The organism is Clostridium sp. YIM B02551, from assembly GCF_022324735.1.
GTDB classification, from domain to species: Bacteria; Bacillota; Clostridia; order Clostridiales; family Clostridiaceae; genus Clostridium_T; species Clostridium_T paridis.
In genome coordinates this window covers 155,425-169,967 of record NZ_JAKGTF010000004.1, presented here as the reverse complement: position 1 = coordinate 169,967, position 14,543 = coordinate 155,425, and the positions used below count along the sequence as shown (strand labels likewise).

General features: G+C 30.6%; 16 protein-coding genes. 12 read left to right on the top strand and 4 right to left on the bottom strand.

Annotation, left to right across the window (positions count from 1 at the left end; translation table 11 throughout):
- Positions 1-84: 84 nt before the first annotated feature.
- The 3 genes from L1S47_RS06590 to L1S47_RS06580 all read left to right on the top strand — a co-directional run bounded on the left by L1S47_RS06590 (position 85) and on the right by L1S47_RS06580 (position 3,473).
- Positions 85-1,134 carry an ROK family protein gene (locus L1S47_RS06590; protein WP_238882678.1) on the top strand — a complete coding sequence of 350 codons (1,050 nt, stop codon included), beginning with the start codon at positions 85-87 and terminating at the stop codon, positions 1,132-1,134.
- A 44-nt stretch (positions 1,135-1,178) separates the two neighbouring features.
- The gene (locus L1S47_RS06585; RefSeq protein WP_238882677.1) at positions 1,179-2,393 is read left to right on the top strand and encodes a sugar efflux transporter; all 1,215 of its coding nucleotides are present in this window, start codon (positions 1,179-1,181) and stop codon (positions 2,391-2,393) included.
- A 225-nt stretch (positions 2,394-2,618) separates the two neighbouring features.
- On the top strand, positions 2,619-3,473 hold the full coding sequence (locus L1S47_RS06580; RefSeq protein ID WP_238882675.1) for a GNAT family N-acetyltransferase: 855 nt from the start codon (positions 2,619-2,621) through the stop codon (positions 3,471-3,473).
- A gap of 114 nt (positions 3,474-3,587) precedes the next feature.
- Here L1S47_RS06580 and L1S47_RS06575 read toward each other — a convergent pair whose 3' ends face one another.
- Positions 3,588-4,865 carry an FAD-dependent oxidoreductase gene (locus tag L1S47_RS06575; RefSeq protein ID WP_238882674.1) on the bottom strand — a complete coding sequence of 426 codons (1,278 nt, stop codon included), beginning with the start codon at positions 4,863-4,865 and terminating at the stop codon, positions 3,588-3,590.
- Positions 4,862-5,854, bottom strand: coding sequence for a sulfide/dihydroorotate dehydrogenase-like FAD/NAD-binding protein (locus tag L1S47_RS06570; RefSeq protein WP_238882672.1), 993 nt, complete (start codon positions 5,852-5,854; stop codon positions 4,862-4,864). The genes L1S47_RS06575 and L1S47_RS06570 overlap by 4 nt, the downstream gene beginning before the upstream one ends.
- 256 nt (positions 5,855-6,110) lie before the next feature.
- Between L1S47_RS06570 and L1S47_RS06565 the strand changes: the two genes are divergently transcribed.
- From L1S47_RS06565 to L1S47_RS06555, 3 genes are all read left to right on the top strand, one after another.
- On the top strand, positions 6,111-6,605 hold the full coding sequence (locus L1S47_RS06565) for a hypothetical protein (RefSeq protein ID WP_238882671.1): 495 nt from the start codon (positions 6,111-6,113) through the stop codon (positions 6,603-6,605).
- A gap of 189 nt (positions 6,606-6,794) precedes the next feature.
- On the top strand, positions 6,795-7,229 hold the full coding sequence (locus L1S47_RS06560) for a MarR family winged helix-turn-helix transcriptional regulator (RefSeq protein WP_238882669.1): 435 nt from the start codon (positions 6,795-6,797) through the stop codon (positions 7,227-7,229).
- Positions 7,230-7,265: 36 nt separating this feature from the next.
- Complete coding sequence (locus L1S47_RS06555; RefSeq protein WP_238882668.1) at positions 7,266-8,234, top strand: aldo/keto reductase; 969 nt, start codon at positions 7,266-7,268, stop codon at positions 8,232-8,234.
- Positions 8,235-8,509: 275 nt separating this feature from the next.
- Here L1S47_RS06555 and L1S47_RS06550 read toward each other — a convergent pair whose 3' ends face one another.
- Entirely contained in the window at positions 8,510-8,893 is a 384-nt protein-coding gene (locus tag L1S47_RS06550; protein ID WP_238882667.1) for a PadR family transcriptional regulator, read from the bottom strand.
- 147 nt (positions 8,894-9,040) lie between these two features.
- Between L1S47_RS06550 and L1S47_RS06545 the strand changes: the two genes are divergently transcribed.
- On the top strand, positions 9,041-9,265 hold the full coding sequence (locus L1S47_RS06545) for a hypothetical protein (RefSeq protein ID WP_238882665.1): 225 nt from the start codon (positions 9,041-9,043) through the stop codon (positions 9,263-9,265).
- A 34-nt stretch (positions 9,266-9,299) separates the two neighbouring features.
- Here the strand turns inward: L1S47_RS06545 and L1S47_RS06540 are convergent, their stop codons facing one another.
- Positions 9,300-10,115: a TIM barrel protein gene (locus L1S47_RS06540; RefSeq protein ID WP_238882663.1), complete on the bottom strand. Its 816-nt coding sequence runs from the start codon at positions 10,113-10,115 to the stop codon at positions 9,300-9,302.
- 150 nt (positions 10,116-10,265) lie between these two features.
- Between L1S47_RS06540 and L1S47_RS06535 the strand changes: the two genes are divergently transcribed.
- From L1S47_RS06535 to cmk, 5 genes are all read left to right on the top strand, one after another.
- The gene (locus L1S47_RS06535; RefSeq protein WP_238882826.1) at positions 10,266-10,976 is read left to right on the top strand and encodes a pseudouridine synthase; all 711 of its coding nucleotides are present in this window, start codon (positions 10,266-10,268) and stop codon (positions 10,974-10,976) included.
- Between the two features lie 11 nt (positions 10,977-10,987).
- Positions 10,988-11,530 (top strand): class I SAM-dependent methyltransferase, encoded by a 543-nt coding sequence (locus L1S47_RS06530; protein WP_238882662.1) that lies wholly within the window; start codon positions 10,988-10,990, stop codon positions 11,528-11,530.
- Between the two features lie 90 nt (positions 11,531-11,620).
- A complete protein-coding gene (locus L1S47_RS06525; RefSeq protein WP_202766309.1) occupies positions 11,621-12,523 on the top strand; it encodes a MurR/RpiR family transcriptional regulator in 903 nt (300 codons plus the stop codon).
- Between the two features lie 79 nt (positions 12,524-12,602).
- A complete protein-coding gene (locus L1S47_RS06520) occupies positions 12,603-13,826 on the top strand; it encodes an NAD(P)/FAD-dependent oxidoreductase (RefSeq protein ID WP_238882660.1) in 1,224 nt (407 codons plus the stop codon).
- 71 nt (positions 13,827-13,897) lie between these two features.
- Positions 13,898-14,542: a (d)CMP kinase gene (cmk, locus tag L1S47_RS06515; RefSeq protein WP_238882658.1), complete on the top strand. Its 645-nt coding sequence runs from the start codon at positions 13,898-13,900 to the stop codon at positions 14,540-14,542.
- Position 14,543 lies beyond the last annotated feature (1 nt).

The window sequence follows — 14,543 nt, the reverse complement described above, 5'->3', positions numbered from 1 at the left end:
ATACGAAATGGTACTATGATAAACTTATTACATAAACTTTATAAAGGTTGTGTAATAAGTTTTTTTGTATTCTGGAGGAACAAAATGAGGGAGATTTCAGGAAGACCTAATATTTTAAAAAGATTAAATAGCGATTTGATAAAAAATACCTTAAAGGAGTTAGGTTCGGCAACTAAGGCGGAACTGGCTAAAGAAACTGGTATAAGTCTCACAACGGTTGGGCTTATACTAAGCTCACTTGTAGCTGAAGGTGAAGTTTTAAATCAAGGATATGATGAATCAAGCGGGGGACGAAGAGCGGAGCGGTATACTATAAATGTTAATTATTCTCTTGTGGTTGCTCTTTGTGTGGAAGAAAAATATATCAATTATGCAGTAGGCAACGCCACTGGAGAGATATTTGAAGAGAGCAGGGTTGAGATTGAAGAACCTAGATATACTGAAGCTGTAGAAGAACTTATTGATTCCTTGATTGCAAGATTCAATTCAATAAAATGTATTGGTATAGGGGTACCTTCAGCTGTAGATAATGGAATGCTATTTACTGGGGAGAAACTTAAGGAATGGCATAGCTTTAATGTTAAAGCTCATCTTGAAGATAAGTATAACCTACCAATTATAATGGAAAATGATCTTAATGCAATTGCTACAGGGTTTGCTCATAATAGGCTAAAAGAAGCTGAACTTACAACTTCACATGCTTTAAACATGGTTTATATTAATTTCACTACCACTGGAATAGGGGCAGGTATTATTACAAATGGCATGCTTGTAAGAGGTTTTTCTCATTACGCTGGAGAAGTTGCTTTTCTTCAACTTGGTAATGGTAAAACCCTTTACGAAGTTGCTTGGGGAGAGCATACAGATGAAGAATATGCTGATACCATTGCTACGGCGATTGCCAATATAAACTGTATAATAAATCCTGAGTATGTTGTTATTGGAGGAGAAGGCTTTGAGCTTAATAATCTTGAGTTAATTGAAAGTTATTGTTCTCGATATATACCGGAAAATATTAGACCGGAAATTATGCATGTAGAGGATCCTCTAAAGGATTATATTGCTGGAGTAATGTATATTACAATTGAGGAAATGAATTCTGGAATCAAATTAGTTACAACAAAAAGGTTATAAAATTAAAATAGAAAGTTTTATGTTTACTTAAGGGGGAATGGGAATTGTTTAAAAAATCAAAAAATTTGTTTGGAATCCAAGGATATATGTTACTTACCATTTGTATGCTATTGATGGGTATAGGAGTCTCTGTTACAATGCCATATTTGTCGTTATATTGCACAGAAGAACTTGGAATGAGCGCAGGATCATTTGGTATTTTTATGGCGTTTAGTTCAATAAGTGGAGTTATTGTGAATTCCATTATTGCTAAACGTTCAGATAGCGGAATGGATAGAAAAAGAGTCATTATTTTATCTATGATTTCATCGGCTATTGGATATACATCTTTTATATTGTTTCATAATTTCTTTATACTAATCATAGCTGTAACTCTATTTAATGGATTAGGGGCAGCCTCAATGCCTCAAATCTTCGCTTACGCACAAGAATCTGCAAATGAAAGTAAGTCTGATAATAAGACCTTTGCAATGTCTGCATTACGCTCACTTTTCTCTCTTGGATTTTTAATAGGGCCTTTAGTAGGAGCATTGATTTTCAATGGTATTGGATATAAGGGACTATTTTTAGGAACAGTCTCAGTCTTTATAATTATTGCGGTTGTTGTATTGCTATTTTTGCAAAAGCGAAATGTTGTTCAAAATAACATCAGTAGGGAAGATAATGCAGATTCTTCATTATTTAAAAACAAGAAGATAATGAAGCCATTTATTGCACTTACCATTTTATTTGGTTTGAATGCTATTAATGGAATCAATACACCTCTATTTATTGTAAATAGTCTTCATGGTTCCATTGAAAACGTTGGACTAGTAGCTAGTATTTCAGCAGGTTTGGAGATTCCAATAATGCTTGCGTTAGGAGCTATAGCAAAAAAAATATCAAATCATAAACTAATGATTTATAGTTGTTTTGTTTCATTAGCCTATTATGGAGTATTAAGTATAGCTACACAACCTTGGCAGATTATCGCAGCACAGATACTTCAGGCAACAACTGTAGCTGTAGTATTTGGAAACGGATTAGGCTATTTTGCAGAATTACTACCTAATTCACCAGGAATGTCAGCAACAATGTATTCTAACGGTTCTACCATAGGAAGACTTGTAGGAACTCTTGGAGGAGGTATGGTTGCACAATTTGCAGGATATCGTAATGTTAACTTGGTGTGTTTGGGAGTTGTGGTTATCTCACTAATTATACTCTTGAGAACAGAAGTGAATGTTAATGTGGAAACAACTGTAGGACAGGATGTATAAGCCTAGAAGAAAATATCATAAAGTGTATTTAATATAAGGAGGAGTACCAAGTTCAGATGGAGGAGGTGCTCCTTCTTATTTTGTTTCTAGAAGAAAAAATTCTATAAATATAAAATTTGCAAATTATCAGTGGAGAAAATAGTATAATATGTTATAATTAGTGCCGAAATTTATATTACTACAAAGTAATATATATACAATTCTTTAGGTTAGGAGAGAATAAGAATGTTTATTTACAACACAATTGAAAATATAAGTATTGAAAAATTACATAATACATTTTTAGATGCATTTTCAGATTATCAAGTAAAAATGGATTTACCTCTTTTAAAGCTTCAGCAGATGCTCCAGCGAAGAGGTTATGTTGCAGAAGCTTCAATAGGGGCATTTAACAATAATATTTTAGTTGGATTTCTTTTAAATGCAATTAGACAATGGAATGGAAAAGTAACTGCCTATGATACAGGAACAGGTGTTATAAAGAACTATAGAAATCAGGGGATAACAAGTAATATGTTTCTGAATGCCAAAGAATTACTAAAAAAAATGGGAGTAGAACAATATTTACTCGAAGTAATTCAATCAAATACATCTGCAGTTAATATCTATAAAAAACAAGGATTTGAAATTTTAAGAGAGCTTGAATGTTTTAATTTAGATAAAAATAATTATGAATCTATAAAAACACATAAGGTTGAACATATAAATATAATCACTGAAAGTATATGGCAAGAGTTAATGAAGTTTTGGGATTTCAAACCATCTTGGCAGAATTCTATTGATTCAATTAATGCTGTATCAGATAACTTTATGTATTCTATTGTAAACATCGAAGATACTATTGTTGGCTATGGAATCATAGATAAAAATACAGGAGATATTCCTCAAATAGCAGTAGATAAGATTTATAGAAGTAAGGGGATTGGAAAGAGCATACTTATAGACTTATTGAAACTTACAGAATCAGATAGTGTTAAAATTCTAAATGTAGATAGTAAGAGCGATAGCATGAAGAGTTTCTTAATAAATTTAGGGTTTAATCAAAATGTTAAACAATACGAGATGGTTTTAAAATTATAAAATAAAAAAGGGTAATTATATATTCAAATATTGATATACAAAATAAACTATGAATTAAAAAGAAGAGTAAAGTTTAGAAAATAAATGGAACCCAAAAGGGTTCCATTAAAATTCTTATATAAGTTTTTGATTAAATACACTATCTAAATTAACTTTTCTCACTCTGTTTTTGATCTCTTCAACATTAGTACTATATAAATTTAATGATTTCATTCTGTTAAAATAATCAGAACCAGCGAAGGTATATCTTGTTTTTCTACCTTCACGAGTTTTAGATTTTTCATTAGCATAGGATATTAAATCTCCAATGCATAGTGAAGAGGGTAGAGTTAATAGTGGAATACCCAAAGCTAATCTTACAGCATTATGGCCTGCAAGTGCTCCTGTACACATAGCTTCAGTGTGTCCTACAAAAAGACCAGATTTTTCACCTGCACAGAATAAATTATCTACGCCTATAACCCTCATATTATTATCTCTAGGAGCAACTGATAGATATCTTATGGAATTTCCTATAGAACCAGCAAGAGGATCCACATATCTTGCTTTTTCAAGTCCAGGGATTTTTCTTAGCTTTTCTAGTGGATAATAGGTTGTCATTAATTTTGCATGGCCAGTATCTAATAAAACAATATTTTCAGCAAATTCCTTTAAAGCATATTGTTGACATACCTTAGCTTCAAGCTTTCCATAATTAACATCTTCAGGGGGAACCTTTAATACTGCAACTCCTTCTTTTTCTAAAACTTCTTTTAACTCTTCTGAAAGACTATCTTTTGCAACTTCACAAGAACCAGAAAATGCACCTAATTTATCATCATTTCTTTCTCCAGAAAAATCCTTAACGCCAGCTCTTTCACTTATAGATATTCTAGGCCCATATGAGGGACATCTAAGTATACACATAGCACAGCCGTTTCCGAAGCGCTGACAATTACCCATAGGACCTGTTGAGCCTGTGGTTTCTATAATAACATCTCCCTCGATATATTCTCCACTAGAAAGATGTATACCCTTGATGCTTTTATCAGTTTGATCTATATCTGTAACACGTGTAATTAGGTGTAAGTTAATTCCCATGTCTAATAGTAGTTTTTTAACATCAGGTTCAATTGATGTAACATCGTATAATGAAGCATGTTCGTGTCCTGGGAACTTTATATTCTTATGTTTAGAGTTATTATCACATATTTCCATAAGTTCACCACAGCCAAGTTCAATTAATTCTTCAGCAGCAGTAAAACGTCCATTATTACGCATAATTCCGCCTATATTACCTAAACCTAAAAGTAAATCAGTCTTTTCAAAAACGTGTACCTCTGCACCTGCTTTTCTAGCTGAGATTGCAGAAGAAACTCCAGCCCAGCCTCCACCTACAACTAATACCTTCATATAAATCTTCTCCCTTCAAAAATATCTCTTGGATCTGCTTGAACTTTACATAGTCTTTTTACTCTGTGACCAGCAAATCTTGCAGTGCAACTTCCACATACTCCTTCTCCGCAACACATTTTAGAATTATTACAACAGGATAATTTAATACTTTTTTCACCTATAGAATCTAAGTATTGCATCACTTTAAAGGTTAATATATCTGCACCTCCACAATGTATTAATTTGATATTATTATTTTCAATGGAATCTTTTATATAGGCTTTACATTTATCAGATAGCTTTCCAGCATCAAGTAAAGACATTTCGTTATAAGATAATCCAAGATTAGATAATATATCATTAACATATACATCATCAAATGGTGCTTTATCAATAAGAATATCAAGATCATTTCCTTGATTTTTAAGAGCCTTAATTACTGGAATCATAGGAGCCATTCCAATACCTCTAGCTAGAATTAAACATTTAGAATTTGTAGTATTCTTTATATTTTTTAACCCAAAGACTCCATTCCAATAGGGACCTCTTATTACTAGATTCTCAACTGATTTTGTATTTATAAGGTGTTTTGTTTTAATACCTCTTATCTCAATTAATATACTAGCAGTGTTAGCATCAGTGTCACATTCCATTATAGAAATTGGTATATCAAAATAAAAATTATCATCAGTTCTTAGAAAAATAAAACTACCTGGCGTTGTTAAATCAAGAGCTAGATCTTCAGGTAATTTGAATTTAATAAGTAATAGATCCTTTTGAAGTAATATCCAGTCTTCTATTTTACATGAGTAAGTTTTTCTTCCTTCCTTTGGTTTAGAGCCGTTAGCTATCCATCCTTGATAAATACATACTCCTTTCCAGTTTAGACAGTCGCAAAAGCATTCCCCGTGTAATTGGGAACATAATAAGCATTCATTTGCTTCTGCTAGATGGCAAGGACAAAATTTACTCCCACTATCTATACAATCAATTTTTTCACCTTTCATTGTTCCTCCAAAAGAGATTATTCTATTATTAAGGTATTTATATTTATTTCATTTGTTACAAATAAATATATTGTTTTTTACTCTTGCCTAATTTCCTAATATGCTATTAGAAAGTCAGATGCAGAAAAAATCGACAGCTTATAATGGATTTGAGGATTTTTTTTAAGAATTTATTGTAGGTTAGGAAAATAGTGCTATAATATAAGTAGACTTAAGTATACATATGCGCTATTAATTAGATCTAGGAGGAGAAATTATGGGAAAACGTATCGATAACTATAATAAATATAAGACACAAATCAGCAATATTTTTGTAGAGAACTTAAAACAATTGGATCTTGATGCATTATTTAACCAAGTACAAGAAAGCTTAGATAATAGAGACCCTAAGCATGAATATGGAGTTCTATGGGATAATAGACCTTTCCTAAGAATTAATTTAGAAGAATACAAAGATATTGATTTATACATACCACATGCAGAAACAATTGCAATACTTAAAGAAGCTGACAAGGAAACTCTAGATAATACAGTTTTCTTTAGATATAAAGATAGTATGTCAGGAACACACTACTATAACAATACTTTTGATGTAATATATAATAAAGCTAAAAAAGAGCTTATTTATGATGGCCCAAGAGGATATTTAAAAGTTCAGTTAGATGAAACTACATCAATTGAAAAAGGTTGCTACGATAAAGAGTACATACTATTTATTTTAAGTACAATTTCTGATTACTATAATGTATAAATAATTGAATTATATAGGATGGTTTAAGGTTTATTACCTTAAGCTATCCTTTTTTGTTTGTTTTGAACACCCTTTTTTGAATGATTTTAAGAAAATCGCTAAATTTGGTTTAAACAGTTGTTGACTGGTCAACTATAAAGTAATAAAATAAGTGTTGACTAGTCAATTAAAATAAAGGTGGTTTTATTTATGGAAAAAGAAAGCATGCATTTCATAATGCTAATTAGTAAGATTTTTAGAAACACGCAAATTTATTTGGATAAAGTTTTATATGAATATGAACTAAGTAGTGGCTCTTGTTCATATTTAATTGTTTTAGAAAAAAATGAAGGTATAAGTCAAAATAAACTGAGCGAAGAAATAGGTAATGATAAGGCAATGTCAGCAAGGACTATTTCAAAATTAATAAAGCAAGGCTATGTATATAAAGAGCAGCATGAAAGAAATAGTAGAGCATATAAGTTATATCTAACAGAAAAAGCTAAAGGGATTATGCCTAAGATTCATAAAGAAACTCAAGCTTTGGTGAATTTAGCAGCAGAAGAATTATCAGAGGAAGAAATGCTTATTACTATGAGGTCTTTAAAAAAGATATTTAACAGCACCCATAGAGTTCGGGAATGATGAGAATTGCCTTTGAATTAAATAGGAGGAATTAAAATGAAATATAAAAAAAATGACTTAGAATTAAATAAACTTGGATTAGGCTGTGGAGGGATGATAACTGATGATAATAAGTCTGAAAATATAGCAACAATTCATGAAGCGTTAGATTTTGGAATAAATCATTTAAATACAGCAGACTTTTACGGTGCCGGCAAGAGTGAAATGGTGATTGGTGAAGCACTTAAAGGTCAAAAAAGAGATAAAGCTTTTGTATCTGTAAAGTTCGGTATGCAAGTTGCACCTAATGGTTCAATGTATGGTTTAGATGTAAGACCTCAAACAATAAAAAATTATCTTACTTATACTCTTAAAAGGTTAAATCTAGATTATATTGACCTTTATGAGCCCGCGCGAATTGATCTGGGTATTCCAGTAGAAGAAACAATAGGAGCTATTTCTGAACTGGTTAAGGCTGGCTATGTGAGACATATTGGGCTTACGCAAGTTGATGCCGATATCCTAAGAAGAGCAAATTCTGTGCATCCAATAAGCTTTCTAGAGGCGGAATATTCCTTATTTAATAGAAGTATAGAAAAAGAAATTCTACCAACTGCAAGGGAGCTTGGTATTGGGGTAGTAGCATTTGGTGCGCTAGCTCATGGATTGCTTAGTGGTACATGGTCAAAAAGCAAACCACATGCATACAATTCTTTTATTCCTTTATTTTTTGAAGAAAATATAGAAAATAATCTTAAACTCGTAGAAGAATTGCGTAAGATCGCTGATGAAAAACATATAACTATACCACAACTTTCTCTTGCTTGGCTTTTATCCAAAGGAAATGATATTATAACATTAGTTGGAGCTTCTAGACGAACTACACTAAAGGACTCACTAAACTCTATAGCTGTGAATTTAAGTGAAAATGATATTCATAGAATTGAAAAAGTAATTACTGAGGATAAAATTGCTGGTGCTAGTTTTCCTAAAAGAGAATTTAGAAATGGTGTAGCAGTTCGATAGTATATGTACCAAACACTAATTGGTGCTCAGAGAAGGGGATAATGTAAAGAAAATATATTAGAAGTTATTAGATTGGGTAGTTTTTCGGAAGGAATTAATCAATCTTTTATAATATGGAGCAATATGGTTAATGAATTATGAAAATTGTGTAATAAAGATTGTGATTAGTCTACTAAGAATATGATAAAAACATCATTAATACATTTAATATTAATGATGTTTTTTCGATTTGCCCTCAAAATGTAAGTCATAGTACGATTATAAACTATTTCTATTTATTTAATCATATTAATCATAATATCCAAAGTGCTCTTAGTCTTATTTAGATTATCAATATAGTCAGCTATATGTTTTTTATAATATTCAATACCTGCATCGGTAATTGAGTATATCTTCTTACTTCTTTTATTTAAAAACTCATCCCCAAGCCAAGTAGAATTAACATAGCCCATCTCTTCTAAATAGAATAGAGTATCATATACCGTTGATGAAGAGACAGGGAAAGGAAGTGAAGAACTCTCAAATCTGCTTTTAAACTCCTCTAAAACCTTATTTCCGTATATAGAATTACCTTTATATAGCTCTCCTAGAATATAAAATATATAAAGTTGTTTAGTATTAACAACGTTTCTAGGGGCAACTAATCTATTTCTACTCATAATATCACCTCTTACTCTTATTATACACTAATATGATATCCTCGTAAATGAGTATAACATTCTAAAAAAACTTAAATTTGAGATTAATTAACAACAATCAATAGGATGGAATAGTATGTAATATACAGAAGAGAAGGAGTGATAAACATGTCAAGAAGGAGAAATTGCTGTTGTAATAGTTACTACGGAGGTTATCCAGGGTGCGGATTTGGAGGTTATCCTGGAGGATTTGGGTTTGGAAATAACTGTGGCTGCTATACAGGCGGTTGTGGTTATCCCTACAATTCACTTATAGGAAATACTTGCTTATTTAACAGCCCTTTATTAATAGCTCTACTATTACTAGGCAACAACAGATTCTTTAGGTGTTAGAAAAAAGCCTTGCCCAAATTGGGCAAGGCTTTAACTATAGACTGTTATAAGTTTCTTTTAAAAGTAAAGCATCATTCTCTAAAATAGGGCTTTCGCAAATAATACAGCCCTTTATATCAAAATCTACGAAGGCTTTAAGACAAGCCTTATAGTTAAAATCACTTTCTTCAAAAGGCAGATGATTTCTTTCACCTTTTGCTGTGTAGTTTATTCCAGATAAATGAATGTGCATATCTTTTAATGCAGCATCTCCTAGATTTGTACCTACATAATCTAATATTTTAGCAAAGTCAGAATAGTCCTTTAAGGCTCCATTTCCCCTTGCATGTAAATGAGAAAAATCTATACATATATTACAACTTGGAACATCCTTTGCTATATTAACTAATTCATATATGTCACCAAATTGAGTAGCTTTTCCTGTAGTTTCAAGTCTATATGTAACATTTCCTTTAGGGAGTGTACTTAATTCTCTTTTAATATTATCTAATGTATCTTCTTTAGATGAATCTAAATAAAACCCAGCATGGAATACTAAACTTCTTCCGCCAACGGATTCCAAAGCATAAGCTCCCTTTAAAATCCTTTCTTTTGATTTTTCTATTTTCTCATCTTCCTTAGCATTTAAGTTTATGAAGTATGAACCATGAGCAGATAAATACATGCCAGTTTCTTCTTTAACTTTAAGAATAGAATCTCTATTTTTTGATGTAACATTTACAGAGCGTACAAATGGTAGCTCCATAGCATCCAGTCCTATATTATGTAAATATTCTAATCCAGTACTATAATTAAATTTTTCACCTTTGCCTAATGGAATTCCTGAAATTCCAAATAGTAGTTTATCCATGCTTATCACCCTTTATATATATTATTGGTAAGTAGTATAACAAAAATATAGAATTTCTTCAATCTCCTAAAATTTCCCAGGAAATTCCAATTTGATTTTTTTATGTTAAGTATTTATAATTATTAAGAATACAGCAGGATAGGTGATTTTATAATGGAAAGATTACAAAAATATTTGGCAAATTGCGGAGTGGCATCACGAAGAAAATGTGAAGAGTTAATTTTAGCTGGAAGTGTTAAGGTTAATGGAGAAATCATAAAAGAATTAGGTACTAAAATCGATATAGAAAAAGATATTGTAGAATATAACGGGAAGCTTGTGAAGGCAGAAGAGACTAAGAGATACATCATGCTTAATAAGCCTGTTGGAATAATATCTTCTGTTAGTGATGAAAAAGGCAGGAAAACTATAATAGATATAATAAATGCTAAGGAAAGAATATATCCAATTGGAAGACTTGATTATGATTCTTCTGGGCTTTTATTACTTACAAATGATGGTGAAATTTATAATAAAATAATACATCCAAGAAGGGAAATTCATAAAACCTATATTGTTAAGGTTAAAGGAGTTTTTACAGATAAAGAGATGGAAACTTTTCAAAATGGAGTTGATATAGGTGGATATATCACTGCTAAGTCAAGTATTAAAATTCTTTGGAAAGATCAAAATAACTGTAAGGTTGAAATTAAAATACATGAAGGCAAGAATAGGCAAATAAGAAAAATGTGTGCGGCATTAAATCACGATGTAATTTCCCTTAAAAGAGTTGCTATTGGAGAAATTAATATCGGAGATTTAGAATTAGGTAGCTTTAGAGAGCTTACAGACTCAGAGCTTAACTACATTAAATCTTTGTAAGGGTAAATAATATGTTTAAATTAGTGAAGGATATTAGTTCCTTATCTCATGATATCATTGACAAATATATTGAAAACAAAAACTTAGCAATAGATTGTACACTTGGTAACGGATACGATTCTGATTTCTTATCTGAAAGCTTTAATAAGGTAATTGCTTTTGATATTCAAGAAATGGCTATTACTAATTATAAGAATAAAAATAAAGATAATGTTTATCTTATACATGATTCTCATGATAAGCTTAATGAATATGTAAAGGAAAGTGCAGATTGTATAATATATAATTTAGGATTTTTACCAGGTGGAAATAAAGAGATCACAACCATGAAAGACAGTACAATGAACTCTATAATTCAGGCAGTAGATTTACTGAATGCAGGGGGAATTATTTTAATTGCTATTTATTCTGGACATAATGAAGGTGCTAGAGAAAAAACTTGCATTTTAGAATTTGCTGAAAACTTACCCAAGAATAAATATGGGGTAATGAAATTTGAGTATGTTAATCGCAATAATAATCCACCAATGCTATTATGCATAGAAAAAAAGTAATTTTATAATTAAGGTTGATGTAATTAATTAATGATGTTAAAATGAATTTATATTATAAATAAATTGCAAAAAGGATAGGAGTAAGGGTAAATGGATTATTTCCAAGAAAAGCTAGAAGCAAATCAAGATTTAATGAGAATTATTCAATTAAAATTTCCAAGATTAAGTAAAGGGCAAAAGCTTATTGCAGAATACATATTAAAAAATTATGATAAAGCAGCCTTTATGACTGCAGCTAAATTAGGAGTTTCAGTAGGTGTTTCGGAATCCACTGTAGTTAGATTTGCAAATGAGCTTGGATTTAGTGGTTACCCTAAGCTTCAAAAGGAATTACAAGAACTTATAAAGAATAAGTTAACAACTGTTCAAAGATTAGAACTTACAAATGATTATATTTCAGAAGAAAATGCTTTAAAAGGAGTTTTAAAAGCAGATATAGAAAATATAAGAGCAACACTTGAAAAAATAAATCACAAAACTTTCGAGGAAGTAGTTCAGTCCATATTCGATGCAAAGAGAATATATATTATAGGACTAAGAAGTTCAACTGCTTTAGCTGAGTTTTTAGGTTTTTATTTAAATATAATTCTTGATAACGTAAATATTGTAGCTTATGGTATTTCAGATATATTTGAACAAATGATTAATATCAAAGAAGGAGATTTAGTAATAGGTATAGGCTTCCCAAGATATGCAGCAAAAACAATTGATGCTTTATCATTTGCACAAAGTAGAAATGCAAAGGTAGTTGCTATAACAGATTCGCTATTATCGCCTTTAGCAACACAAGCGGACTATAGCTTAATTGTTCAAAGTAACATGGCAAGTTTTGTTGATTCACTTGTGGCACCGCTATCAGTCATTAATGCGTTAATAATAGCTGTAGGAATGAGAGAAAAAGAAACTATAGCAAATACATTTAATAATCTTGAAAGTATTTGGAAAGAATATAATGTTTATTCATATAACAGGGGTAATGTGTTAGATGAATAATTTCAAAAAAGAGGCTTTGCCTCTTTTTTCTATTAAATAAGATGTTATAATATCCTTAAGAAAGTTTAGAGGTGATATTTTGAAAAAAGTTATAGTGATAGGCGGAGGTCCAGCTGGAATGATGGCAGCAATTACTTCAGCTAAAAATGGTAATGAAGTAATTTTAATAGAAGGAAATGATAGGCTTGGGAAAAAGTTATTTATAACTGGAAAGGGAAGATGCAATGTAACAAATGCAAAGGATATATCAGAATTCTTTGAGTATATTCCTGGTAACCCATATTTCTTATACAGTGCTCTTTATACATACACAAATCAAGATGTTATGAATTTTTTTGAAGGAAAGAATATAAAATTAAAAGTAGAAAGAGGAGATAGGGTATTTCCTTTATCAGATAAGAGTTCAGATATAATTAAAGGCCTTGAAAATGAATTAAACGATTTAGGAGTGAAAATTCACCTTAAATCTAAAGTTAGTGATATTGTTATTGAAGGCAGTACAGTTAAAGCTGCGGTTTTAGAAAATAATCAAAAAGTATCTGGAGATCATTTTATTATAGCAACTGGAGGAAAATCCTATCCACTTACAGGCTCTAGAGGTGAAGGATATAAATTTGCACAAAAGTTAGGACATAAAATTGTTTCATTAAAACCCTCTCTAGTTCCAATTGAATTAAAAGAAGAGTGGGTAAAAGAGCTAATGGGATTAAGTCTTAAAAATATTCAAGTGAAATTAATTAGTTCTAAAGATAAAAAAGTGCAGTATAAAGAACAAGGTGAAATGCTATTTACGCATTTTGGTATCTCTGGTCCATTAATATTAAGTGCTTCCAGATATGTAAAAGATAATATACCTATGGAGATATCAATAAACTTAAAACCAGCTTTAGATAATCAAGAACTAGACAAAAGAATTCAAAAAGATTTCCAAAAGTTTTTAAATAAGGATTTTAAGAATTCTTTAGATGAATTACTTCCTAAGAAACTTATTCCTATAATAATAAATTTATCTGGAATTGATGAAAATAAAAAGGTCAACTCAATAACAAAAGAAGAAAGAAAAAGGCTAGTAGAGTTGATTCAAAACTTGACCTTTACTGTAAAAGGGTTAAGACCAATTGAAGAAGCAATAGTAACTGCTGGTGGGATTGATACAAAAGAAATAGATCCATCTACCATGAAATCAAAATTAATTTCAAATATTTCATTTGCTGGTGAAGTTATGGATGTAGATGCATTTACGGGTGGATATAATGTTCAAATTGCATTATCTACTGGTTATATAGCTGGAACTTCAATTTAATAATTTATTTTTATTTCCAATATGATATAATAGAAATTGGTAATGTTTTAAAAAAGAAAGGAAGTTTTGACTTGAGAATTTCAGTAGCAATAGATGGACCAGCTGGTGCAGGGAAAAGTACCATTGCAAAGATAATAGCAAAAAAACTAAATTTAATGTACATAAATACAGGTGCTATGTATAGAGCAGTGACACTTGAAGCCATAAAAAGTGATATTTCTTTTACAGATATAGATAAACTTTCATCATTAATTGACAAGATGGAAATGCATTTTGAAAGGGATAATTTAATCTTAAATGGAATAGATATTCAAGAGGAGTTATCTACACTACAAGTAAGTAGTAATGTTTCAAATTATGCACAAGTACCTGAAGTAAGAGAAAAACTAGTTTATTTACAACAAGATATGAGTAAAAAGTTTAATGTTATTATGGATGGTAGAGATATTGGCACAGTGGTTTTAAAAGATTCTCCATATAAGTTTTTCTTAACAGCCTCTTCAGAAGAAAGAGCTAGAAGAAGATATGAAGAATTGATATCTAAAGGGATGAAGGTAGAGTTTGATGAAATCTTAGAAGATATGAAAAAAAGAGATTTTATTGATACTCATAGAGAAACAGATCCATTAAGAAAAGCAGACGATGCTATCGAAATAGATACTACTGGATTAGATATTGATGGTGTTGTAAACAAAATTTTGGAGTATATTAAATAAT